Annotated in this window: 18 protein-coding genes; 3 read left to right on the top strand and 15 right to left on the bottom strand. The window is 49.6% G+C overall.

Annotated elements, in window-relative coordinates:
* Nucleotides 1-123 precede the first annotated feature (123 nt).
* The 6 genes from ACYVJQ_RS14160 to ACYVJQ_RS14135 all read right to left on the bottom strand — a co-directional run bounded on the left by ACYVJQ_RS14160 (nt 124) and on the right by ACYVJQ_RS14135 (nt 7,853).
* Entirely contained in the window at nt 124-849 is a 726-nt protein-coding gene (locus ACYVJQ_RS14160; protein ID WP_460893757.1) for a head GIN domain-containing protein, read from the bottom strand.
* Nucleotides 850-1,001: 152 nt separating this feature from the next.
* Nucleotides 1,002-1,508: a fasciclin domain-containing protein gene (locus tag ACYVJQ_RS14155; protein ID WP_460893756.1), complete on the bottom strand. Its 507-nt coding sequence runs from the start codon at nt 1,506-1,508 to the stop codon at nt 1,002-1,004.
* A 90-nt stretch (nt 1,509-1,598) separates the two neighbouring features.
* Entirely contained in the window at nt 1,599-2,219 is a 621-nt protein-coding gene (locus ACYVJQ_RS14150; protein ID WP_460893755.1) for a rhomboid family intramembrane serine protease, read from the bottom strand.
* 103 nt (nt 2,220-2,322) lie between these two features.
* Nucleotides 2,323-3,297: a polyprenyl synthetase family protein gene (locus tag ACYVJQ_RS14145; protein WP_460893754.1), complete on the bottom strand. Its 975-nt coding sequence runs from the start codon at nt 3,295-3,297 to the stop codon at nt 2,323-2,325.
* A 192-nt stretch (nt 3,298-3,489) separates the two neighbouring features.
* On the bottom strand, nt 3,490-5,832 hold the full coding sequence (rnr, locus tag ACYVJQ_RS14140) for a ribonuclease R (RefSeq protein WP_460893753.1): 2,343 nt from the start codon (nt 5,830-5,832) through the stop codon (nt 3,490-3,492).
* Between the two features lie 194 nt (nt 5,833-6,026).
* A complete protein-coding gene (locus tag ACYVJQ_RS14135) occupies nt 6,027-7,853 on the bottom strand; it encodes an ABC transporter ATP-binding protein (RefSeq protein WP_460893752.1) in 1,827 nt (608 codons plus the stop codon).
* Between the two features lie 344 nt (nt 7,854-8,197).
* On the opposite strand from ACYVJQ_RS14135, the gene ACYVJQ_RS14130 reads away from it, so the two are divergent.
* The gene (locus ACYVJQ_RS14130) at nt 8,198-8,815 is read left to right on the top strand and encodes a hypothetical protein (protein ID WP_460893751.1); all 618 of its coding nucleotides are present in this window, start codon (nt 8,198-8,200) and stop codon (nt 8,813-8,815) included.
* 53 nt (nt 8,816-8,868) lie between these two features.
* Here ACYVJQ_RS14130 and ACYVJQ_RS14125 read toward each other — a convergent pair whose 3' ends face one another.
* On the bottom strand, nt 8,869-9,489 hold the full coding sequence (locus ACYVJQ_RS14125) for a lipoprotein signal peptidase (protein ID WP_460893750.1): 621 nt from the start codon (nt 9,487-9,489) through the stop codon (nt 8,869-8,871).
* A 100-nt stretch (nt 9,490-9,589) separates the two neighbouring features.
* Nucleotides 9,590-13,084 (bottom strand): isoleucine--tRNA ligase, encoded by a 3,495-nt coding sequence (ileS, locus tag ACYVJQ_RS14120; protein WP_460893859.1) that lies wholly within the window; start codon nt 13,082-13,084, stop codon nt 9,590-9,592.
* A 493-nt stretch (nt 13,085-13,577) separates the two neighbouring features.
* Here ileS and ACYVJQ_RS14115 point away from each other — a divergent pair, with 493 nt between their 5' ends.
* Nucleotides 13,578-14,666 (top strand): dipeptide epimerase, encoded by a 1,089-nt coding sequence (locus ACYVJQ_RS14115; RefSeq protein ID WP_460893749.1) that lies wholly within the window; start codon nt 13,578-13,580, stop codon nt 14,664-14,666.
* A gap of 510 nt (nt 14,667-15,176) precedes the next feature.
* Here the strand turns inward: ACYVJQ_RS14115 and ACYVJQ_RS14110 are convergent.
* Nucleotides 15,177-16,673, bottom strand: a complete 1,497-nt coding sequence (locus ACYVJQ_RS14110) for a glycine--tRNA ligase (RefSeq protein WP_460893748.1) — start codon at nt 16,671-16,673, stop codon at nt 15,177-15,179.
* Between the two features lie 212 nt (nt 16,674-16,885).
* Here ACYVJQ_RS14110 and ACYVJQ_RS14105 point away from each other — a divergent pair, with 212 nt between their 5' ends.
* The gene (locus ACYVJQ_RS14105) at nt 16,886-18,292 is read left to right on the top strand and encodes an inorganic phosphate transporter (RefSeq protein ID WP_460893747.1); all 1,407 of its coding nucleotides are present in this window, start codon (nt 16,886-16,888) and stop codon (nt 18,290-18,292) included.
* Between the two features lie 649 nt (nt 18,293-18,941).
* Here the strand turns inward: ACYVJQ_RS14105 and ACYVJQ_RS14100 are convergent.
* From ACYVJQ_RS14100 to ACYVJQ_RS14075, 6 genes are all read right to left on the bottom strand, one after another.
* Nucleotides 18,942-19,427 (bottom strand): hypothetical protein, encoded by a 486-nt coding sequence (locus ACYVJQ_RS14100; RefSeq protein ID WP_460893746.1) that lies wholly within the window; start codon nt 19,425-19,427, stop codon nt 18,942-18,944.
* A gap of 567 nt (nt 19,428-19,994) precedes the next feature.
* A complete protein-coding gene (locus ACYVJQ_RS14095; protein ID WP_460893745.1) occupies nt 19,995-21,587 on the bottom strand; it encodes an Ig-like domain-containing protein in 1,593 nt (530 codons plus the stop codon).
* Between the two features lie 69 nt (nt 21,588-21,656).
* Nucleotides 21,657-22,544, bottom strand: coding sequence for a class I SAM-dependent methyltransferase (locus ACYVJQ_RS14090; protein WP_460893744.1), 888 nt, complete (start codon nt 22,542-22,544; stop codon nt 21,657-21,659).
* A 1-nt stretch (nt 22,545) separates the two neighbouring features.
* Entirely contained in the window at nt 22,546-24,408 is a 1,863-nt protein-coding gene (gene mnmG, locus ACYVJQ_RS14085; protein ID WP_460893743.1) for a tRNA uridine-5-carboxymethylaminomethyl(34) synthesis enzyme MnmG, read from the bottom strand.
* A gap of 70 nt (nt 24,409-24,478) precedes the next feature.
* The gene (ybeY, locus tag ACYVJQ_RS14080; RefSeq protein WP_460893742.1) at nt 24,479-24,910 is read right to left on the bottom strand and encodes an rRNA maturation RNase YbeY; all 432 of its coding nucleotides are present in this window, start codon (nt 24,908-24,910) and stop codon (nt 24,479-24,481) included.
* On the bottom strand, nt 24,891-25,310 hold the full coding sequence (locus ACYVJQ_RS14075) for an ATP-binding protein (RefSeq protein WP_460893741.1): 420 nt from the start codon (nt 25,308-25,310) through the stop codon (nt 24,891-24,893). The genes ybeY and ACYVJQ_RS14075 overlap by 20 nt, the downstream gene beginning before the upstream one ends.
* Between the last annotated feature and the right edge of the window lie 29 nt (nt 25,311-25,339).

Below are 25,339 nucleotides of genomic sequence, written 5' to 3'. Positions count from 1 at the left end.
TATAGGATTCGCCCTAAAGCAAGGTTACTTTTTATTTGCGTTTCAGGCCTATTTTATGAAAAACGAGCTCAAAACAGCCTTGGCAGGTTGAACCACTTTCCGGTCTAGCTAACCAATGTGTATCTAGGCCCGCTTCTGCACCTTGCCGCTGCCACTTACCCGGCTGTCTACGCTGGGCTGACCATCATAGAACACCCGGCCGCTGCCACTTATGCTGGACTTTAAGGTAGTAGTGGCGTTGATCTCACAAGAGCCGGAGCCGCTAATGCTTACTTTGACGTCATTGGTTTTAAAACCGAACCCTTTCAGGCTACCGGAGCCGCTTACTGAAACAGTGCTGTGTTTGCCTTCGCCCTCCAGTTCAATCTGCCCAGACCCTGAGATACGGCTGGTCATTTTCTCTGCCGAGGCCTCTAGCTTTATAGACCCTGACCCGCTCACAGCTAAATCCAGAGAAGGGGCCTTGAACGCGTCTTTCCCCAGTATTTTCCCGGAACCGCTTACCGCCAGGGCTTCTATCTTGGGAATGGTTATGTAAATGGTCACTCGCTTTTGGTTAGAATCATAGTTGAACATGCGGTCCTGGTCCTTCCTTTTAATAACCAACTGGCCGTCCTTCACCTCTGTAATGAGTAAGGCCAATTGCTCGGCATCGCCTTCCAGTTTCACACTTTGATTATTGCCTTTGCGCAGGATAACATCTGCGGGGTAGCCAAGACCAATCTTGGTGAAAGCGGGCAACGAGCGGGTTTCCTCCTCCGCCCCGGCATTAACCGACGCCTTAAAAGATGACAGCGAAACAAACAGGGCCAGAACAGCCAGTAACCCGAAAGCGGAGAGATTTTTCATAGAAATGCCTTTATGTTTTTTCTAAAGATGGATTGGCACGCGTAAGGGTTGCACGGAAGGTTCAGAATTATTTTCCTTTTGGCAACCGGCATAAAAAAAGGGCTGCCCTTTAGGCAGCCCTTTCCACATTCACATATATTGGGTCTTTCAACTTACTTTTGCTTGCTGGGCTGGAAGGCGCCGTTTAACTGGTGCCAAACGCCATTGGTAAACATCTGGTCTGTATCCTGTAACCTAACCCCATCTACCAGAATGGCGTCCTTCTTGCGGTAGATACGCAGGTTATTGCCGTTGATATTCTTGATATCGGTGCCGTCTTTCAGGTCTTCTGAGGTAAGTGAAGAAGCCACCAGGTGCTGCCCCAGGAATTCCCTCAATTCATCTGGAGAGGCGTTCTTATAGGGCGCCAAGGCCGCTTCTGAGGGCGCAAAGAAGGTGTATGGTTCATTATGTGACAGCAGGGGCATCAACCCTGCCTTGGTCACCAACTCCAGTAAAAGGGTATGCTGGTGGGTAAGGCCCTCTGCCAGGGTCATTTGCGCCACCTTGGCTGTGGCTGCTGCCCCGGTCATGGCAATCTGGGCCTGTGCTGCCACAGGAAGGGCCGTGAGTAACAACACCCACAGGCTCATCTTTAGATAAGTAAAATTCTTCTTCATCTCCGCCTTCATTAAATCACCTACTATACCTTGGTATACGGTAATTTACAAGAAACAGACAAAGACAAAGGTCTTTAATAAGTGCAAAAACTACCCCAGCACCTGATCAAAAAAATTCTGAATCTGACCCGGCACCAAAATAACGCTTACCAGCAGACCAAAGGCCGCCCCGTAAAAGTGGGCGCTGTGGTTAATGCCGTCATGGCTTTTCTTGCTTAGGTAATAGGAATAGGCCAGATACAGCGCCCCAAAAATATAGCCCTTGATGGGAATAGGAATGGGGAAAATAATCAGTTCGGTCATGGGGTTGAAGTAGATGCTGGCAAAGATGATGGCGGCCACTCCCCCAGATGCCCCTAGGGAATAATACCGGCTATCGTTCTTATGCTTGAAATAAGTAGGCAGATCTGAGACAATAATGGCTACCAAATACAGCAGCACATAAATCACCACCCCTACCGGAAAACCGAAAATGCCTAAGAATATCTGTTCTACCACCCCGCCAAAAATGTACAGCGAGAACATGTTAAAGAAAAGGTGCATGAAATCTGCGTGCAGAAACCCAGACGTAAGCAGACGCCACCACTCACGGTCCTGCGCCACTGACTGCGGGTGGTGCACCCAGGCTTCCATTAGGTTCTGGTTTTGCCAGGCATACAAGGAGACAAGCACCGTAACGGCAATAATGATAAGGGTGATGGAAATGACCATGTAATTATGAAAATTGGTAAAGCCCGGAAAACCGCCTAATAGGAGCAGCTTTCCTTAGCTGTAATGGAAGAGGGTTGCGTAAAGCGGCCAGGTAGGCCAGTTCTTAACTATCCCGCTCAATCAATTGAATAGCCAGTAACCTGAGCAGTTCTTTCTTGCTGTTTAACGCATTCACCTCCGTTAAATGGTGTAGCCCTTTCTGGAAGAAATGGTTAATCTGGTTTTGGGTGTGGTGCTGAATGTCCAGTTCATCATACAGCTCTTTCACGGCCTGAACCTTGCCCTCCACCTCCTCAGGACTATTAATTCCTTGCCACTTCTCCAGCGCCAGGCGTTGAGTAGCCGAGGCGCGCTCTAGGGCCGTAAGCAGCAGGAAGGTCTTTTTATCTGAGACAATGTCACCGCCTACCCGCTTGCCAAACTTGGCCTGGTCACCGTACACGTCCAGCAGATCATCACGCAGTTGGAAGGCAATGCCCATGTTCACCCCAAATTCCTTTAGGTGGCGCGCATCTTCCGGGGAGGCATTGTTCAGCAGGGCCCCCAGTTCCAGGGCAAAGCCCAGGAGAACCGCGGTTTTGAGTTTGATCATGTGAAGGTATTCTTCAATCTGCACATCTTGCCGCTGCTCAAAATTCATGTCCAGCTGCTGCCCTTCACAAACCTGGGCCGCGCAGGTGCTGAACAGTTTTAAGGCTTGAGGTAATTTTTTAGGTTCAATGCCCAGAAAAAGCTCATAGGCCCGCACCAGCATCACGTCTCCACTTAAAATAGCGGTACTGGTGTTCCATTTCTCATGCACGGTCTGTTTGCCCCGGCGCAAAGGAGCCCCGTCCATGATATCATCATGCATGAGCGTGAAGTTGTGGAAAACCTCAACGCCCACGGCGGGCAATAACACCTTGTCCACATTATCATGGAAGAGATTTGCGCCCAATACGGTAAGCAAAGGACGTATTCTTTTACCGCCCAACTCCATCATGTACCGGATAGGGGCATACAGTTCATCAGGGTTTTCCCCGTACTGCAACGTGGAAAGGGTTTGGTTAATTCGCTCTGAAAAATGGGAGATATCCACAGTAATAAATCTTAAGCTGAAAAGGTAAAAAGCTTCCTGCCAGATGGATAAATGGCTTCTTTACCGTCCACCAAAGCTACGGCAAATTCAGGACGAAAGCTTTTTTGTTTTTAAGTATAGTTAAAAAGCGTTTATGGCCCCCTTCTGAGAAGAAAGGCCATAAACGCTTAAGAGTTTTTAGGAAACTGATCTTTAAACTTTATCTATCAGCTCCAGGTCAATGGTGCGTTCCAAGATGTTGGCGGCTTTTACCTCTACCATCACCTCATCCCCAAAGGAGATAATCTTCTTATTGCTACGGCCAATAATGCGGTAGTTAGCCGCATCCAGCTCGTAGAAATCGTCTTTCAGATCGGCTAGGCGAACCATGCCTTCGCATTTGTTCTCCTCAATCTCCACGTACATGCCCCACTCAGTCAAGCCTGAGACAATGCCTTTAAACTGATGCCCGATAAAGCCACTGATGAACTCTACCTGTTTGAACTTGATGGAAGCCCGTTCCGCATCGGCGGCGCGTTTCTCCATGTCTGAGGAATGCAGGCTGCGCTCTTCATACTCTTCCAGCTCAGCGCTTTGTCCCCCTTTCAGGTACTGGTCAATGAGGCGGTGGGCCATCATGTCTGGGTACCTTCTAATAGGCGAGGTGAAGTGCGAGTAATGCGCAAACGCCAGTCCAAAGTGTCCTTCGGCCTCGGTACTGTACTTCGCTTTCGCCATGGTCCTGATGGCCAGACTCTGCAATACGTGCTGCTCGGGTTTGCCTTCGGTTTGGGCGGCCAGCTTGTTCAACTCCGCTGAGATGTCACGGCCTTCCTCCAGATCTACCTTGTAGCCGAACTTACGGGCAAACAAAGAGAAGTTCATCAGTTTCTCGGGGTCAGGAGAGCCGTGGGTGCGGTACACCATGGTCAGTTTGTTTTTGCCTTTCCGGAGCTTGAACACGTGCTCGGCTACAAATTTGTTGGCCAACAGCATGAATTCCTCAATAAGCTTATGCGCGTCTTTACGTTCCTTCACATACAGAGACAAGGGCTTGCCGTTCTCATCCAGCTTGAACTTTACCTCAATGGTTTCAAAGTTTACCGCGCCGTTTTTAAAGCGCTTGTCTTTGAACTTCTTGGCCAGCTCGTTCAACTTTAGAATCTCTGTAGAATAGTCGCCTTCCAGGGTTTCAATCACCTGCTGGGCTTCCTCATAAGAGAAGCGACGGTCTGAGTGGATAATGGTACGGCCAATCCAATAATCATGGATCTTGGCGTTCTCATCAATCTCAAATACCACCGAGAAGGTTAGCTTATCTTCATTAGGGCGCAGCGAGCACAAACCATTGGAAAGGCGCTCTGGCAACATAGGAATGGTGCGGTCTACTAGGTACACTGACGTGGCCCGGCGGTAGGCTTCTTTTTCCAGTTTGGTATTGGGCTGCACGTAATGCGTCACATCAGCAATGTGCACGCCAATCTCCCAGTTGCCGTTTTCCAGTTGGCGCACGCTTAGCGCGTCATCAAAGTCCTTGGCATCAGCGGGGTCAATGGTAAAGGTAGTCACATCCCTGAAGTCGCGGCGCTGGGCAATCTCTTCCTGGGTAATTCCTTCGGGAATGGCATTGGCCTCTTTTTCTACTGATTCCGGGAACTCAAACGGCAACCCAAACTCCGCCATGATGGCGTGAATCTCGGCGTTGTGTTCTCCGGCCGGGCCAAATACCCGCGTGATTTCCCCAGTTGGGCTCTTGGAAGGATCATCTGGCCACTCGGTGATATGCACCAATACTTTGTCGCCGTCCTGGGCATCGGCTAGGCCGCGTTCGCCCACAAACACATCAAAGTACATCTTCTTCTGGTCAGGCACAATGAACCCGTAGCCTTTGGACATTTCCAGACGGCCTACAATTTCTTCGCGCTCCCTTACCAGAACTTCTACTACCTGCCCTTCTGGGCGCTCATTTGCCCGGCGGGTACCTCTCAGTTGCACGCGCACGGTGTCACCGTCCATGGCAAACATGAGTTTTTCCACGGGTACACGCACGTCCTGATCGGTTTCTTCCGTGACCACATAGGCGTGGCGGGCATTGGCCAGGTCTACCTTTCCAATAATGGTTGGGCCACCTCTTCTGGAAGTTATTCCTCCCCGGTCACGGTCTCTGTCCCGTCCCCCACGATCCGAGTCGCGGCGGCTGGTGCGCTCGCCACGGGTAGTTTCCCGTTCGGTGCGTACAAAGTCTGGGTTAAACTTGTAGGAGTCATCCTGCAAATGCACTAACTCGCCGTTCTTGCGCATCTTCTTCAAGAGCTCAGAGACCACTTCACGGCCTTCTTTGGTGGTAATGCCTAATCTCCGGTGTAACTGCCGGTAGGTGAATACCTGCTGGGGCTCCCGTAGAAAAACGTTCAGCAACACTTCTTTTGATACTTCGCCAACGTTTTGGCTTTGGCGCTTTCCGCTGCGGCGGGGAGCACCTTTATCTTTTCCTGCACTATTGGAGCGGGGGCCAGATTCTTTGCCTGGGCCACGTTCTCTTCTTTTTCTTTCCATTAATCTTTTCAATGTTTGCTGGCCCACTTCTCCCCAATAAAAAAGGAGCAGGGCCAAAACTGGCAGCGTTATCTTGGCTGCCGTTAAATTTTATTTTTGGCCTTCTCTTATTGAAAGCCGCTTGTTTGGTGTTTTAGGCCTGTTTTCTAAAAAACGGGCTTAAAACAGGTCACAGATACCCGGTACAAATATATCTATTCGTCTATACTTGCTTTATAGGTATTTCGTTTCCTTTGGCTTGCTAAAATATCTGGTATCTCAGCAGACGGAATAGCCTGCACTAATGCCTTGGTAAAAGGGTGCTTTGGGTGCTGGAAGATCTCCTGTGCCGTGCCTTGCTCTACTATCACCCCTTGGTCCATGACAAACACACGGTCTGCCATAAACCTGGCCACTGCCAGATCATGGGTGATAAATAAGATGGTTAGCTTGAATTGTTGCTTTAAGCGGTTGAGCAGATTCAGGACTTGTGCCTGCACAGACACATCCAGGGCAGAGACAATCTCATCACAGATGATACTCGTGGGTTCTAGCGCCAACGCCCTGGCAATGCAGATACGCTGTTGTTGGCCGCCAGAGAATTCATGGGGATAACGGTTAAAATGCTCGGGAAGAAGATTTACAGTTTCCAGTAATTCTAGTACGCGCTGCTTTCGCTCCCGATCATTTTTTAACACGTTATGCACCTGCATGGGTTCCATGATGGCGGCGCCTATTTTCATGAAGGGGTTTAAGGAGGCCTGAGGGTCCTGGAAAATAATCTGGAACTCTTTGCGCTGTTTCCGTATCTCCTGCTCAGGTAAAGTACTCCAGTCTTGCCCGTTGAAAACTACCTTGCCACCGGAAGGCTCTATTAACCGTAACAAGGACCTGCCTAAGGTAGTTTTTCCACAGCCTGATTCCCCTACAATAGCTGTGGTCTCCTGGGGAAAAACATCAAAAGAAACCCCGTTTACGGCCTTTATCACTTCTTTTGGCTGCCAAAAGAAGTTTCTTCCCCTGGTAAATTCCACCTGGAGATTCTGCACCTGAAGAATAGGGTCCTGAACCGTCAAATCCTGTACTTTCTCCCTCTGGAAATAGAGGTTATCCACTCTTCCCTCCAGTGGCCTAGGGAGGTTACCTGAAGCTATTTGCTGCTCTTTTCCAGTTATAACCGCGTCAGTTTTTTGCATGAAATCAGCTACCGTAGGAAGCACGGTTCCCTGGGTGTTCATGGTGGGGCGGCAGGCCAACAAGGCTTTGGTGTAAGGATGCTGCGGGTCGGCAAAGATTTGCTGCACTGTCCCTTCCTCTACTATTTTGCCTTGGTACATGACCAGTACCCGGTCTGCTACCTGGCCCACCACACTTAAGTCATGTGAAATAAACAGCAGAGACATTTCCTTCTGTTGCCTAAGCTCATTCAATAACTGCAGAATACTGGCTTGAACGGTAACGTCTAGCGCGGTGGTAGGCTCGTCTGCTATCAAGATGGCCGGGTCACAGCTCATAGCCATGGCCAGCATAACCCGCTGCTTCTGCCCGCCAGAAAGTTCATGTGGAAAACTCTTGAAAATCCGCTCTGGTGTAGGAAGCTTCACTAACTCAAAGATTGCCAGCGTGCGCTGGTAGGCCTCTTCTTTGGAAATTCTATAGTGAAGCAACAATGCTTCAGCTACTTGTTTTCCACAGGAGATAACTGGGTTCAGAGAAGACATGGGTTCCTGAAAAATCACAGCTATCTCTTTGCCCCGCACTTTCTGCAGTTCCTTGGGGCCAAGTTGATACAGGTCAATTGGGCCCCACTGTGCCGACTGAAACTCCGCTTGGCCAGACTGTTGCTGGGCCGCCGAAGGCAATAGCTGCATAAGGGAAAGTGCCGTTAAGGTTTTCCCAGAACCAGACTCCCCCACTATGGCCACCGCCTCTCCCTGCTGCAGGGTGAAGGAAACCATGTCTACCGCCTTTACATTTCCCTGTGAAGCTGAAAACTCTATACAGAGATCTGTAATCTGTAAAAGCGGAGGAGAAGGCGTCATAGTTAAAACAGGGTTAGATTGCTGGAAACAGGGCTACCCAGCAGATAGTACGGTAGTTACAGGAGTAAACAAGTGACCAGGTTTTCCCAAAGTCTTTTAATTATTCTAAGCTGTGGCCTTTTCCTGTGGTTATTTTTAGGAATGAGGCTTGGGCTCCTCTTCTTTGTCACTGCAGCCAATCCTAGACCGCCATGGTTAAGTAAAAGAGGCATTGGCGGTTAGGAAACTAGGGCACCGGGCAACAGCCAAAAATAATTCTGGGGCACAACTAAATTTATAAAATTTAAGTAATGCAGGGTACATTATTCCATTCCCCTTCCATCTCCTGTCTTGTTAAAGGTTTTATGAAACATCCTTTTTACTCTCGTGCCCTTTCCGGGAAACTGTTCTTGGTGGGTTTACTTTTGCTTTTCATAGCTCCTTCCCTTTCGGCGCAACACTTGTACCCTAACCATTTTAGGACTGGGGTGGGCTTTGCCTATATACTGGAAGGCGATAACAGCGGGGCTCTTTTCTCCCAGCAATACAACCGGGAATTGACCGACAAGATCCACTTTGCGGTTTCTGGCGAGTACCTGAGCTCCTCCAGATATGACCACCAACGCAGCATCTTCACCTCCCGCAAGGCGTTTGTCATGTTTGACACCTCAGTGTATTTTGATTTAACAGAGACCGGAAGATACTCCATTAAATTTGGTTTCGGGCCAGCCGTGCGCCGAAGATCTGAATTAGACCTAGTGAAGGGAACAGGCAGCGGCAGTGGCGGTACTATTACCCCTGGCGTGGCCACCGACGAGGTATTTGTGCATATACGGGAGAAAGACGTAGGCGGAAAAGCCGTAATAGAATCTGATTTCTTTGATAACAACCGCCTGTTTTTTGGCATGCGCGCCAGCGGCTATATGTATAACAAAGGAACCGCCATTTTTGCGGTAGGCCTGAACATGGGATATTCTTTCTAGACTTCTATTTTCAAAACAGAGAGGGCCGTCTTTACAGGACGGCCCTCTCTGTTTTATGCCTCTACGGCATTCATTTCATGCTTTTCATGGGTGGTGGGGGGCGGGTTCAAAAACCTATTCTGGTTAAAGATAATGATCAACACTCCTACAAAAATTGCCGCATCTGCTATATTGAAAATAGGCCAGAGCGACATGGGCGTTCCGCCAATGACCGGAATCCAGGTGGGCAAGATGCCTTCCCATATATCAATATAGAACATGTCTATCACCTGCCCGTGCAGCCAGGGAGTGGAAGCGTCATAAGGTGCGTTGTCTAAAAATACCCCGTAGAAAATACTGTCAATCAGGTTACCAATGGCTCCTCCCAAGATTAGACCCACGCACCAAATCAGGCCCTGGTGGTACCGGTGCTTGACCAGATAATACACTAAATAGCCTATACCTACCATGGCTATCATCCTGAAGACGGTCAAGATGATCTTGCCATAGTCTGAGCCCAGTTCCACCCCAAAGGCCATGCCCGGGTTAAGGGTGTAATGCAGCTTGAACCAATCGCCAAAGACCGGGATCTGGCCTGGCAGGCCCATTTGCATGTTGTAATGCACCAGCATCTTCACCGCCTGGTCAATGGCAATCACCAGCAGGGCCAGCAGATAATATTTAGCGTATTTCATGGGTTAGGGTTAACCTGGGCGTTTTGGACCTGTTTTTAGAAAAACGGGCCCAAAACGCCCAGGCGTTTAATTTTATTTAAATCTCCTGGCAGGCAGCACCTTAGCGGGCCACTTCCAGCCGGACTGGCAGGTTGAAGCCTTCCATTTCCAGCACGGTGGTTTGGTCTGTAGGTAAAGAAGGTACTAAAGCCAGTTCTAAGGCTTGCACCTCTTCTGCTATATAGCCTCCAAATGCTTGAACGGCGGCAGCTACCTCTACATTGCCTTCCTGCAGGAACACGCGTATTTTGTCCTGTACTTCCAGGCCGCTGTCTTTGCGCAGGTTCTGCAGACGGTTCACCAACTCGCGGGCCATGCCTTCCAGGCGAAGCTCCTCAGAGATATTGATGTCCAGGGCTACGGTCAAGGCGCCTTCAGAAGCCACTAGCCAACCTGGTATATCCTCAGACATGATTTCCACGTCTTCGCGGCTCAACACGGTGGTGTCATCTTCTACCGGAATCTCAAAGAAACCTTCGCGCTCCATGCGGGCAATATCCTCCTGGTTCATCTGCTGGATCTGGGCGGCCACCAACTTGAGCTTCGGCCCGAACACCTGGCCCAGACGCTTGAAGTTGGGCTTGATTTTCTTGACCAGGATTCCGGTGGTGTCTTCCAGGAACTCCAGGCTCTTCACGTTCACCTCAGAAAGGATCAGGTCAGAGACGGCTTCCAACTGGGTCTTCATCTTCTCATCCAGGATAGGCACCAAGATACGGCTCAACGGCTGGCGCACTTTGATCATGTGCTTCTTGCGCAGTGAGTGCACCAGGGAAGACACGTTCTGCGCCAGTTGCATGCGCTGCTCCAAGTCTACGTCAATCAGATTTTCCTGCACTTGCGGGAAACGCTCCAGGTGAATAGACTCAGAAGTACTGCGGCCACTCACGCGGTTGAGGTCCAGGAACAGACGGTCCATGTAGAACGGCGCAATGGGCGAGGCCAGCTTGGCTACAGTTTCCAGACAGGTGTACAACGTTTGGTAAGCAGCCTGCTTGTCCTGGTTCAATTCGCCTTTCCAGAAACGTTTGCGGTTCAGGCGCACGTACCAGTTACTCAGTTCATCGGCCACGAAATCCTGGATGGCGCGGGCAGCTTTGGTAGGATCGTAATCATCAAAGTACGCACCCACTTCTTTCACCAGCGTGTTTAGGCGGGAGATGATCCAGCGATCGCTTTCGGTGCGCTGGCTAACCGGTATCTCTGTTCCTTCAAAGGTGAAGCCGTCCAGGTTAGCGTACAGCGCGAAGAACGAGTACGTGTTCTGCAGCGTGCCAAAGAACCGGCGCTGCACTTCGGTGACGCCGTCCAGGTTGAACTTAAGGTTATCCCAAGGCGGCGCGTTCACGATCATGTACCAGCGGGTGGCATCCGGACCGAAGCGACCGATGGTCTCAAACGGATCTACGGCATTGCCCAGGCGCTTGCTCATCTTGTTGCCGTTCTTATCCAGCACCAGACCGTTCGCGATCACGTTCTTGAAGGCCACGCTATCTTCCAGCATCACGGCCAGCGCGTGCAGGGTGAAGAACCAACCGCGGGTCTGGTCCACGCCTTCAGCGATGAAGTCTGCCGGGAAGTTGGCTTTGAATTTTTCCTCGTTCTCAAACGGGTAATGCCACTGTGCGTAGGGCATGGCGCCGGAGTCAAACCACACGTCAATGAGGTCCAGCTCACGGTTCATGGGTTTGCCACTCGGGCTTACCAACACAATGTTATCCACGTAAGGGCGGTGCAGGTCAAAGCCTTCATAGTTGAAGTCGGTGACGCCTAGTTCCGTGCGGGGTTCCTCGGTACCGGTGGGGCTCAAGGCAAACTCGCCAGCAAATTCCAGCAGGGTATTGGCCTGATGCTCACTCTCCGTACCGGTAGGTTTTTCCACATGCACTTTGGCCAGGCGCAAGGGGTTTTCAGACATGAAACCGGCGGCAATGCTGCGCTCAATCTCACGGTCAAGTTCGGCCACGGAGCCGATGCAGATTTCCTCATCGCCTTCCTCGGTACGCCAGATAGGCAGCGGCGTTCCCCAGTAGCGCGAGCGCGACAGGTTCCAGTCAACCAGGTTCTCCAACCAGTTACCGAATCGGCCGGTACCGGTAGACTCCGGTTTCCAGTTGATGGTCTTGTTCAGTTCAATCATCCGGGCCTTCACGGCGGTGGTTTTGATAAACCAGCTATCCAGCGGGTAGTATAACACCGGCTTATCAGTACGCCAGCAGTGTGGGTAACTGTGCTCGTACTTCTCTACCTTAAAGGCTTTGCCCTCCTCCTTCAGTTTGATGGAGATGAGTACATCGGTGCTTTTGTAGTCTTTGGCGTTCTCGTCTAAGCCGTCATAGTTCTTCACCGGCATGCCGGCAAAGTCAGTGACCTCTTTCACGAAGCGTCCCTGACGGTTTACCAAGGGAGCGGGCTTGCCATTCTCATCAGTTATTAACAGCGCGGGGATGTCATTCTGGGCGGCTACCCTAAAGTCATCAGCACCGAAGGTGGGCGAGATATGCACAATGCCGGTACCGTCCTCGGTGGTCACGAAGTCCCCGATCACTACCCGGAAGGCGGGCTTGTCCGGCTGCACGTACGGCATGAGCTGCTCGTACTCTATGCCAGCCAGTTGCTCGCCGGTGAACTCGTTCACTATTTTGAACGGGATAAGTTTGTCGCCGGGGTTATAGGCGTCCAGCTCCAGCTCGGCGGCCTTAGGCGAGAAATACTGCCCCACCAGGTCTTTGGCCAGAATCACGGTCACGGGGGTGAAGACGTACGGGTTGTAAGTCTTTACCTGCACGTACTTGATGTTCTTGCCCACGGCCAGCGCGGTGTTGGCGGGCAAGGTCCAAGGCGTGGTGGTCCAGGCCAGGAACTGGTTGTTGTCTGCCACCCGGAACAGGAACTCAGACTTCTCGTTTTGCCTGATCTTGAACTGGGCCACGATAGACGTGTCTTTCACGTTGCGGTACGTGCCCGGCTGGTTCAGCTCATGGGAGCTCAAGCCAGTACCGGCCGCAGGAGAGAACGGCTGGATAGTGTAGCCTTTATAGAGGAAGCCTTTGTCATAGAGTTTTTTGAGCAGGGCCCAGTTAGACTCTATATATTGGTTCTCAAAGGTGATGTACGGGTTGTCCAGGTCTACCCAATAGCCCATGCGCTCGGTGAGGTCATCCCACTGGTCTTTGAAACGCATCACGGTCTCGCGGCAGCGGGCGTTGTATTCCTCTACCGTGATGGTCTTGCCGATGTCTTCCTTGGTGATGCCTAGTTCTTTTTCTACCTGCAGCTCAATGGGCAGGCCATGGGTGTCCCAGCCGCCTTTACGCTCTACCTGAAAACCCTGCAGGGTTTTGTAGCGGCAGAAAATGTCTTTCACGGCGCGGGCCATCACGTGGTGAATACCCGGGGCACCATTGGCTGAAGGGGGGCCTTCATAAAACACGAACGTGGGCTGACCGGCGCGGGTCTCCACTGATTTCTCAAAGATGCGGTTCTGCTTCCAGTAGGCTCTCACCTCCTCGGCCAGGCCCGCGTAGTCTAGTTGTTTATACTCGTTGTACTTCACCTTTTGGTCTATATGGTGGTAGGTGTTATTCAATTCTTCTTGAGGGAAGCCTTACTGATTAGAAAACAGGTTCCTACAGCTGGCGCTTCTCAACCGTCCGCGCTATAAAATAAAGCTACCTTACACGCAAGGGTTCCATTAGCAAAGTTAAGCAATAAAAATTTGTGTGGGCGGTACAAGTGTTTTTTCCGTTTCGGGGCCGTTTTGGCCAAATCAGGCCCAAAACGGAAAGTCGTACCCTGCCACCACGTTTTTCTTTTCGTCTGCGGGCGGCGCCTGGGCAAAACCTGTTGTAGGGTAGCTCTTGCGGAAAGGGAGGCCGGCTGGCCTTAGCGTTTTAAGGCTGCTTTTGGGAAAACAGGCTTAAAACGGAATGTGGATTTCTCATCCCTTGGTTTTCGTGAAAATTACGCTCCTTACATTTCAAGCGGATTTTTGCCGTCAATACCTGCATTCTTTGTTTCTTTGCTTCAACACTTATCCACTCCCTTTTATGTCTCCCACCCAAATAATCTCCGTTCGTTTTCAACCATTGAGTTTGCCCTTGTTGGAACCCTTCGCCATTGCCACCGGCACCCAGTACCAGGTAGAGAATGTAATGGTGCAGGTACAGCTAGCCGATGGAACCACGGGCCTGGGCGAAGCAGCCCCCTTCCCGGCCGTAAGTGGCGAGACCCAGGAAAGCACGCTGGCCGTATTAAAAGACCTTGAAAAGCAGCTGCTGCAGAAAGATGTAAAAAACTGGCGCACCCTGGCTAAGCATTTAGAGGAATTGGCGCCTGCGGCGCCCGCCGCCCGGTGCGGGCTGGAGATGGCCATTCTAGACGCGCTCTGCAAACATTACCAGATGCCGCTCTACGTTTTCTTCGGGGGTGTGCAGACGCAGCTAAAAACCGACCTGACCATTACCGCTGGAGACGAAGCCCACGCCGCCGCCTCAGCGCGCTCTATTGTAGAACGCGGCTTCTCTATAATAAAGGTGAAGACCGAAGGCACGGATGTGGATTATGACGTGCGCCGACTGCAGGCCATCCACATGGCGGCCCCGGCGGCAAAACTGATTGTAGACGGAAATTGCGGCTATGATCTAGCCCGGGCTCAGGACTTTGTTAACAGACTGGCGGAAGCTAAAATCCCGGTTATTCTATTGGAACAGCCGCTTCCAAGGGATAGCTGGGAAGACTTGGCCGTGTTGGCAACCACCTGCCCTTTCCCCATTGCCGCAGATGAATCGGCGCGCAGCGCCCGAGACGTGGCGCAGTTGGCCCAGGACCGAAGCGCCGCGGTTGTCAACATAAAACTGATGAAGGGCGGGGTGCTGGAGGCGTTGCAGATGGCGGCCCTGGCGCAGGTACACGGCCTAGGCCTCATGATTGGCGGCATGGTGGAAAGCATCCTGGCCATGACCTTCTCGGCGCACTTCGCGGCGGGTATTGGCGGGTTTGACTACATAGACCTGGACACGCCCCTTTTCATTGCCGAGCATCCGTTCACAGGCGGGTTCCAGCAAGAGGGTGAGAATTTGACGCTAGACCCAACCGTCGCTGGGCATGGAGTAATCTTGCCGGAACTTCTTTGCTGATTATGGGTCATAAGGTATTTTGTAGGGCGTGCTTTTGATGCGTTCGACCAATTGCATACGCCTCACGCATTCTAGAATTACCAGATTACCTTCTTTTGCTGATTGTTTTCAGCTCCGGGTTTGGTACTGGCCGGCGCATAGGATGTATGCGATAAGTCTCTACGATCTTATAGAAAACAGAAAAGGCTCACCTTAATTAGGAGAGCCTTTTCTGTTTTTCCGTTTTGGCCTGTTTTCTGGAAAATGGGCCAAAAACGCATTCTCTTATTTTATGGGATTTGACTTTGTTGAACTTGTAGGAGCAATCCCTTGTGGTTGCCCAATGAGTGCAGAACGACAAAGGGCAACCACAAGGGATTGCCCCTACAGCTATACGTGGAAAACAAGGCGTTGAAAATTCTCCTCGATAGGTTAGTAACACATAAAAAAAGCCCCTGCTGGGCGCAAGGGCTTTTTTTATGGTGGAAATGGTTTCAGGCAGTTTTCAGAAAAACGGCCTTTATTCACAATCTATAGTTTCTCAAAAATACGTTTGAAGCTTACAGCGTCTCCTATGTATTGGCGAAGTTCAGAGATGTGCATGCGTTTCTGCTCGCGGCTGTCACGCTCGCGTACGGTCACGGTATCGTTTTCCAGGGTCTCGTAATCTACGGCAATACAGAACGGGGTGCCTATCAGATCCTGGCGGGTATAGCGCTTGCCAATGGCGTCGCGCTCTTCATAGATCATGTTGAAATCAAATTTCAGGTCATTGAAGATCTCCATGGCTTTCTCTGGCAAGCCATCTTTTTTCACCAGCGGGAACACAGCGGCTTTCACCGGGGCGATGGCAGGATGGAATTTCAGGAAGGTGCGGGTCTTGGTGTTTTCGCCTTCGGTGATTTCCTCTTCCTGGTAGGCGTTGCAGAGCGTCATCAGGAACAGACGGTCAGCGCCCACGGAGGTCTCCACCACGTAAGGCACGTAGTTTCCGTAAGGCTTGCCTTCCTCGTTGAGGTCATTGTCAAAGTACTGCTGCTTCTTGCGGCTCAGGTTCTGGTGCTGGGTCAGGTCAAAGTCAGAGCGGGAATGGATGCCTTCTACCTCTTTGAACCCAAACGGGAACTCAAACTCAATGTCCACGGCGGCTTTGGCGTAGTGGGCCAGCTTGTCGTGGTCGTGGAACCGTAGTTTTTCGGTAGGCACGCCCAAGGCCAGGTGCCAATTCTTTCTCCAGGCTTTCCAGTTTTCGTACCACTCGCCTTCGGTGCCAGGGCGCACAAAGAACTGCATCTCCATCTGCTCAAACTCGCGCATCCTGAAGATGAACTGGCGAGCCACAATCTCGTTCCGGAACGCTTTCCCAATTTGGGCAATGCCAAACGGCACTTTCATGCGGCCAGATTTCTGCACGTTCAGGAAGTTCACGAAAATTCCCTGGGCGGTTTCGGGGCGCAGGTAAATGGTGCTGGAGTCCTCGGCCACAGATCCTACCTGGGTGGAAAACATCAGGTTGAACTGACGCACTTCGGTCCAGTTGGAAGTACCTGACACCGGGCACTTTATGTTTTCTGAGATAATGAGTTGCTGTACGCCTTTGAGGTCTTCGGCCTCTAGCAGGCGGCCCATTTCTTTGAGCAGGGCCTGGGCTTTGTCCACAGTGCCGGCTTTCTCGTACTCAGCGGCTTTCTCTTCCAGGAGTACGTCGGCGCGGTAGCGCTTTTTAGAATCCAGGTTGTCAATCATGGGGTCATTGAAGGAGTCAATGTGGCCCGATGCTTTCCAGGTAAGGGGGTGCATGAAGATGGCGGCGTCAATGCCCACTACGTTCTGGTGCAGTTGGGTCATGCATTTCCACCAAAGGGTCTTGAGGTTGTTCTTCAGTTCCACCCCGTTCTGGCCGTAATCATAAACGGCCTGCAGGCCGTCATAAATCTCGCTGGACGGAAATACGAAGCCGTATTCCTTGGCATGCGATATAATATCTTTCAGCTGCGCGTTTTCTGTGGTTTTCTCAGTAGTGCTCATAGGCGCAAATATAGAGGTTTCTGCCGCACTTTGCCCAAGTAATCTTCCCCTTTCACTTCTACTAAATCAAGCCGTTTGCGTATGCGTGCACTAGTATCTGCTTGTAATTTGACCACTTATCTTCTTCTTTGAGTTTTATTTAACAATTCGGTAACATTGCCCGGGTTATAAAACTTTAATTTTGGCAGCTTTTTTCTCACCTCTATACGCTTATGTTCGGATTAGAAACTGACTTATTGATCCTGCTGATTATCTGTTTACTGGCAGCCTGTCTTTTTGAATTTGTAAACGGTTTCCATGACACCGCCAACGCCGTGGCCACCGTGATCTACACCAATACCCTTCGCCCTTGGGCGGCCGTGATCTGGTCTGGCTTCTGGAATTTTATTGGCGTTTTTGCCGGCGGAATTGGGGTAGCCATGGGGATTGTGTACCTGCTGCCCATTGAAACGCTCATTGACCAGGACGTGTGGCACGGCATTGCCATGATTGGGGCCTTATTGATAAGCGCCATCATCTGGAACCTGGGTACCTGGTACTACGGCCTGCCTTCCTCCAGTTCGCATACGTTGATTGGCTCTATCCTGGGCCTAGGGATTGCTTATTCTCTGTTGCCCTCCACCACTGAGGCCACCTTTGCCTGGTCAGAAGCCACCAAAACCGGAATGTCTTTGATCGTATCGCCTTTCCTGGGCTTTACCCTTACTGTTTTCCTGATGTTTATCCTGAAGCGGTTTGTAAAGAACAAGACCATTTTCAAGGAGCCGCACAAACGGAAGGCTCCCCCGCTTTGGATTAGAATTATCCTGATTCTTACCTGTACGCTGGTTTCTTTCTTCCACGGCTCTAATGACGGGCAGAAAGGGGTTGGCCTGGTGATGCTGATTTTGATTGCCATAGTGCCTACCTACTTTGCCTTGGACAACAGCAAAAACCCGTTTGAGCTGCAGACCTCCATTAATAAGGTAGAAATGGTGTTGGCCAAGGTAGACAGCAGCACGCTTTCTGCTTCAGATGCCCACCAATTAACCCTGTTGAATAACGAGGTTCGTGAAATGAACGGAATCTTTGCCGCCAATGCCGGCCTGAAGGAACTGCCCAAAGACTCTAGATTCAAACTGAGACGTGATATCCTTTTGATCACCAAAGGCACCGACAAGCTTCTGGAAAGCAAGGACGTGACCTTGAGCCAGCGCGACAAAGAGACCTTGAAAGAAGGTGTGACCGGTATGCGCTCCTTCACAGACTATGCCCCTAACTGGGTGATTATGATGATTGCCCTTTCCCTGGGTATTGGTACCATGATTGGCTGGAAACGGATTGTGAAAACCATTGGTGAGAAGATTGGCAAGGAGCACTTAACCTATGCGCAAGGCGCCTCTGCTGAGTTTATGGCCGCCAGTGTGATTGGTTTCTCTACGTTTGTGTTCAAGTTGCCGGTAAGTACCACCCACATTCTGTCTTCAGGGATTGCGGGTAGTATGGTGGCCAACAAAGGCATCAAAAACCTGAACCCTTCCACCATCAGAAACATTGCCATGGCCTGGGTCCTGACCCTGCCGGTGTCTATGTTCCTCTCCGGATCTCTGTTCATCCTGTTCCGGTGGTTGTTCGCCTAATAATAAGCTAAACGTTTTCTATATAAAGAGCCGCCTTATTTTAAGGCGGCTCTTCTTTTTTAGGGCTATCAGGTACCTCCAAGAAATCATTTCCAAGCGGTAACTGGTAGCTTATCTTTTTGAATAGGGCAGAGTAGCCGGGTGTTTTGGGCCTGTTTTTAAGAAAACGGGCTTAAAACAGATGTTCCACGCTCAAGGAGTAACTCATCTTATCCCTTTAAGCCTTTCTCTAGGCTGTATATAGAGTAACTGCCAACCCTGAGTGCTCTTTTGCCAAGAAGGCTGCCACAGGCCTTTAAATTTGAAAATTTCCTATTCCAAAAAATTCCGGGCCCCTTCCCCTACATGAGCTGATGTGCCGGTGGGTCCGGTTTCCTACAGGTAATTTCCAGGCAAATTTTTTAAGCGTTCAGGATTTCCTTTTAACGAGCGAGGCCTTCTTAAAAGATGAAACCGCCAACGGCGGACGATTTTTTTGAAAATTGGCCCTTTTTAGGACTTCACCTTTCTGCTGGTCTTTTCTCTGAGCCGTTTTGAGCCCATTTTTAGGAAAACAGGCTCAAAACGGAAATTTGGGATTAAAAGAGAAGCCCCACCTCAGTATAATACTGGGTGGGGCTTCTCTTTTAACTTAAACGAAAATGAAGGCTTAGGCTTGGTTTTCCTCTGGCCAAAGAACTTCCAGATTCTCATCCATGTGCACGCCGAAGTTTACGGCTAAAAGCTTGCCTTCTTCAAAGTAAAGGTCAATCATTTCGTTTTCATAAGAGAGGCAGGTCACGTTGTTTTCCATTTTCTCTTTCTCTACGTCTTGTACGCCCTGCTGCTTGAAGAGCTGCTCTACTTCCTGCTGGCTGATTTCAAAGATCTTCTTGCCCCATAGCGTCACGTTGGGGTTGGCAGTCTCTATGCAGCTAAGGCGGTAGTCATCTTCTTTGTCAAAGTAGAAAGAGAAGCCGCTGTCCCAGTAATTCCAGGCCTTGTGCTCAAACTCATCTTCCTCATCAGACTCTTCTACTTCTTCGGGCTCGCCCATGATCTCCTCTACCTGGTCCATGCTCAGGCCAAAACGGAGGTCGCCAATGCCGTAGCCTAATTTTATCTCATGATCAAATTGTTCTCTATCCTGTTCCATAGTTTCTAGTGGTTATATGGTTCCGTTTCCGGCTTGTTTTTATAAAACTACTCAAAAATTGGGGTTTCTTCCACATTAGGACCGGCCCACCCTGCCTGCTTAAATTTTTGCGCCGCGCCCCAGCTCCCCTTTCTCCTACCCGATCTGGCGGGTTTTCCCACTTTTCCACTTTCCCCACGTGATATTTATTATAAAATGATTTTTCATAAAATAAATCTTTTTCATCATTAGGGCTGTGCAGAAGTGGATAAGATTTCTTTTCCAGAGGTTATCCCCGCACTTCTGAATAATCCCCGGGGTAGTACCAGTTATGCCGGCTTCTTTGTGGATTCTTGTTTGGTCTTTGTCAGGCACTTAAATGAGCTTTCCACCTTTTCACAGGAAATGTGTCTAAAACTGCCCAACGTTTATACTCACGTGTATAACTTCAGGCAATTTCTGTTTTTATGCACCGGCTCCCACAATTGAGTGAGAGGCGAGCTGTTTCACGGTTTTGGTAAAATCATTTATCAGACTTACGCTTGAGTTGTCCAGAAGTTTGTCCACAGTTGTGCACATGGTTTCCACCTAGAATTGGATGGTGGACGTTTCGATTTCCCAGTTGCTTCTGATCTCAAAAATTTCCTTGGGAAGCACCACCGGTTCAGGTAATCTGCGGGCTTTTAGAAGGCCATTGTCCCATTTCCCGTTTCCGTTGGCGTCAATGAGAATGCGTAATTGGTAAGTACCGGGCTCTAGGTCGGTCCAAAGAATGGAGGTTTTATTTTTTACTTCCTTCACAATCTGGTCCTGGCGCAGCAGCTGTACAAAGAAGTTCTTTTCCTTGGTGGCCAGTTTTACCTGCAGGCTGCCTGTGGTGATTTTATCCGAAACAGTAAGCTTTTGGGTATTGGTGGCATATCTATCTCCTATAAAAGGGACGATTTTAGTGGTGTCTAGCGTAACCGTTACCTGACTTTTGGCCTCCATGGGGAGTTTCACGGTAATCTCTGTTCCGGTTTGGTTTAGCACAAGGTCTTTGGCGTCTTTGCTGGAAACCGTTTTAACCGAATCATATACCAAAGTAACGGCGCCCAATGGCTGCACGATTTTGGTGGGAACCTCAAACGACAGCTTGATTTCCTGGCCAGGTTGAATTGTGGTGCCGTTGGCTACGGTAAAGCTGTTGGCTTTTCTGGGCGCGCGGCTTCCACTTAGTCGTACGGCTATGGTATCTACCTTCACGTTTTGGGCACTGTCCTGTACCTCTACCAGCCATTTCTTTTCTTCCGGTTTGGCTGGGAACAAGCGTAAGGTTTTACCGTTGGGATCCAGGAGCCATTTAATATCCTCGCTTTTCTCTGCCCCTTTCACCGTGGCTTTGGCCAGGCCTTCATTATAGGTCACCTCATAGGCGTTGGTGAAACCCTTGCGGGAAATCACGTTCGGCTTGGTTGTATCTTGGGTATGGAGGATTAGCTTCAGGTCTTTGGCCGCAGGTCTTACCTGAATAGAATCTGCCAGGTAAGCGATAGCTTCCTTCTCACTGTCATACTTCAGGGTGTTGTTGGTTTCAAGTAAAGCGTAGAGGTGGTAATTGCCTTCTTTTATATTGGTGAAGGTAAAATTCCCCGCAGAATCTGAGGAAGTGACGTACAATGGCTTTCCTTTCGCTATCTGGGTGGTATCATTGGCCCGGTACAAGAGTACGCTGGTTTCTTTGGGTGTGGTGTTACTGAATAGGTAAGCCACGGTGCCGGATACCCTGCCGGAGTCCAGGTAGTTTCCAGTGGCAAAAGTGATCACCAGGTTTTTGGCGGCGTTTTTTTCTGTTACATCTGTAATCCCCTTCCTGAAGTTGAGATTATAGGTGGTATTCTCCAGCCAGGGTTCTGTGAATGTTATTTCAATGGTCTCGTTCTTGATCTTGGTCTTGTAGGTATTGTTGGTTAAGGGCGCAATGAGTAGTTCCCGGGTAAGATCTGGGGCCTGGATGGCTTCATCAAAAGTGAGGATGATCTTTTCAGGTTTTGTATTGGTTAGCCCATTTTTAGGGGTAGAGGCTATAAGAGTGGGGGCCGTTATATCTCTGTCTCCGCCTTCTGGGCTTGAGATGCTGGCACATCCAGCGGCTAGGAAAAGGGCTACCCCGGTAAGGGCGTTTCTGAGGTGGTTTTTCATTTTTGGCTGTAAAATGGAAATGACCTTACAGTCTGCACTATAAGGTCATTACGCTTGCTTTTCTATGGGTTATTTTTTCTGGGCAATAAAAATCTGGCTGGAATAGGAGTTTCCGTTGTACGCACCGTGCAGGTTGGACCTGAATCCGGTAAAGAACGAGCCCAGCATTTTGGTTTGGCCATGTTTATACTTTTCGCTCAAGATACTTACGTAATAGGCATCCCATTTCATGGGTAAAACTTCCTTTAATTCCAGCCGGTGCTTTTTGAGCAGACGTTGCATGCTGATTTTATTGAAGTGATACAGATGCCGCGGCACATCATAGGCTGCCCAATCTGCCCCGTATTTTTTAGCGTCATAAGAGTCTGCGTTGGGCACCGCTATGACTATATGGCCTCCTTTTTTGGTGGCATTCACCAAGGCCTTTACCGTTTCATTCAACTGGTGAATGTGTTCTAACACGTGCCACAGCGTAACCACATCAGACGTTTCCTGCCCTAGCTCCTCCAATGACCCGTGGTGAACGGGTTTCCCCAGTTTCTCTTCGGTTTGCTTTCTAGCGGTTTCATTGGGTTCATACCCCTCTACCTGCCAACCTTGTTTCTGGCAGGCTTGCAGAAAATACCCTACCCCACAGCCGTAATCCAGGATATTCCCCTTTTTACTTAACCGGTTCACCAGCTCCACCTTGGTCTTAACCGCCATAGACCTAACCAGACGGTAGGTTTTATTGAGCAACCCTTTGCTAGTGTCTGAGTGGGAAATGTATTCCTCAGAGGCATAGTAAGGACCAATGCTTTCTTCCGGCGGACGCGGATTGGTGAACTTGAGCTGGCAATTCAGACACTGCACAATCACAAAGCTTTCCTTTGAAACGCTCTTGTCCTGTACTACCAGAAAATTTTTAAACTCGGTTTTTGAACAAATGGGGCAATGGTCTAGCCGTTCGTAGCTCATTCTATTTTCCTAAGTATACCATCAGAATGGAAATATCTGCCGGAGATACGCCACTGATGCGCGATGCTTGTCCTAAGGTTTCAGGCTGCACCTTAAAGAGTTTCTCCCGGGCTTCATTGGAGAGCGCCGTAATTCCCTTGTAATCTAACCGGCCTTTGATGATGTAGTTCTCCAGTTCCTCCATTTTGGCGGCCATCTGGTTTTCTTTGTCAATATAGCTCGCATATTTCAAAAGAATAACCGCTTGCTCCAGGCTATCTGGTAAATATTTACTCAGGAACAGGTTCAGGCTGTCAGAGGAGTGCAGTAAATGCTCCAGTTCCACGTTGGGGCGCTTGAGTAGATTCCCCGCCTTTGCTCTCTCACTGATAGGCGCTGAGTCCAGAGACAGTAATATGGCGTTCACTTCTTCTGGCTCAATTCCTTTTTGTTGCAGGTAGGCGAGCACTTCAGCGGTCTCTTCCCGTTTGCGGATTACTTTATGCAGACGTTCTTCAGAAGCCAAACCCAACTGGTGCCCTTTTTCGGTGAGGCGCAAGTCTGCGTTGTCCTGGCGAAGCAAGATACGGTGCTCAGCGCGGGAGGTGAACATGCGGTAAGGTTCCTCGGTGCCTTTATTCACCAGGTCATCAATCAAAACGCCTATGTAGGCCTCTGATCTTTTAAGGACGAACGGCTCTAAGTTATGCACCTTATTATGGGCGTTAATTCCCGCCATAAGGCCTTGGCAGGCCGCTTCCTCATACCCAGTAGTACCATTGATCTGCCCTGCAAAGTAGAGGTTATCCACCAGCTTGGTTTCCAGGGTCAGGTTCAATTGTGTAGGTGGGAAGAAGTCATATTCAATGGCGTAACCGGGCCGAAACATTTTAGCGTTCTCAAATCCTGGTATTTCGCGCAAGGCTTTTAACTGTACGTCTTCGGGCAGAGAGCTGGAGAAACCATTCACGTACACTTCCACGGTGCTCCAACCTTCGGGTTCCACGAAGATCTGGTGGCGATCCCGCTCCGCGAAGCGGTTGATCTTATCCTCAATAGACGGGCAATAACGCGGTCCCAAGCCTTGTATCCTTCCCTGAAACATGGGGGATTTCTCAAATCCGGTTTTCAGGATTTCATGGACCTTACTATTTGTGTAAGTGATATAGCAGCTTCTTTGGTTGTTGAGCGCCGGTGTGTCTGTATAGGAGAACTTGGAAGGATTCTCATCCCCTTTCTGCTCTTCCATGACGTCATAGTTCAGGCTGCGGCCATCCACGCGGGGCGGGGTACCGGTTTTCATGCGGCCGGCTTCAAAACCTAAAGACACTAACTGCTCCGTAATTCCTTTCGCTGACTTCTCGGCAGCCCGGCCACCGCCTAATTTTTTCTCCCCTATATGGATGACCCCATTTAGGAAGGTGCCATTGGTTAATACTACGGCTTTGGCTTTAATGTCAATCCCCAGGCTGGTCTTCACTCCTACGGCCCGGCCATCTTCCACCAAAATCTCTGAGACCATTTCCTGCCAGAAATCTATGTTGGGGGTTTGCTCAAGAGCCATTCTCCATTCCTCAGCGAAACGCATGCGGTCGCTCTGGGCGCGCGGGCTCCACATGGCGGGGCCTTTGGACATATTCAGCATTCTGAACTGGATCATAGTTTTATCCGTGATGATTCCGCTCATTCCGCCTAGGGCATCTACTTCCCGTACTATCTGTCCTTTGGCTACACCACCCATGGCTGGGTTGCAAGACATTTGGGCAATAGTGTTCATGTTCATGGTTACGAGTAATACCTTCGATCCCATGGTGGCAGCTGCGTGAGCGGCTTCACAGCCGGCGTGTCCTGCCCCAACAATTATTACATCATAATTTGTGAACATAATGTGGATTAGTGTGATGTTTCACGTGAAACATTGTTGATAAGTGAGGTAAAACTAAAGAATGGTGTGTTTAAAACTTTATAAGCGCCAAACACTCTTCTTCTTTAGAACGCATGATAGCTTGCTTTTCGGGCGTTTTATCATCAAAACCCAGTAAATGGAGTAACCCATGGGCCATAACCCGGTGTAGCTCCTTTTCAGTGGAGGTGTTGAAAGTAGCGGCGTTGTCCACAATGCGGTCTATACTAATGAAAACATCACCTTCAATAACTCCTTCTATATCGGAATTATCAAAGGTGATGACATCAGTGAGCGTATCATGATCTAAGTATTCTACATTCATCTGATGAAGATATTCATCGGAACAAAAAATGTAGTTCAAAGATTCTACTTCGAAGGAATTTTCTGAAATAATCTCAAAAAGCCACTCTTTGACTTTAGACTCGTTCTTTACCTCAAATTCTACCTCTTCGGCAAAAAACTCAATTGGCAGTTCCTGCATTCTCAATATTAAAGGTTAGTGACACGGTGCGGCCATCATTGCTGAAGGTAACATCATCACATAGGTTGCGCATTAAAAAGATGCCGCGTCCACCAGGGTTTTCAAGGTTTTCAGGGGCGGTAGGGTCACTTAATGAATTTGGATCAAAGCCACTTCCCTCATCTTCTATCTCAAAACGCAATTGGTTGGGTTCCACGAAAAGAGAAAGATAGACGTTCTTATCTTTATCAAACTTGTTACCGTGTCTAATGGCGTTGTTCACAGATTCCGTCACGGCAACCATAATATTACCATAGATATCATCTTCAATCTGGAACTTCTCCCGGGAGTTGTCTATAAAGCTCTCCACAATGCGGATATTCTCAATGATAGAAGGAATCTGAATTTTTACTTGATTCATAATATGTTTACTATATCTGAAATGTCTGC

The sequence above is a fragment of the Rufibacter soli genome, assembly GCF_054781795.1.
This window is presented reverse-complemented; position numbering and strand designations above follow the sequence as displayed.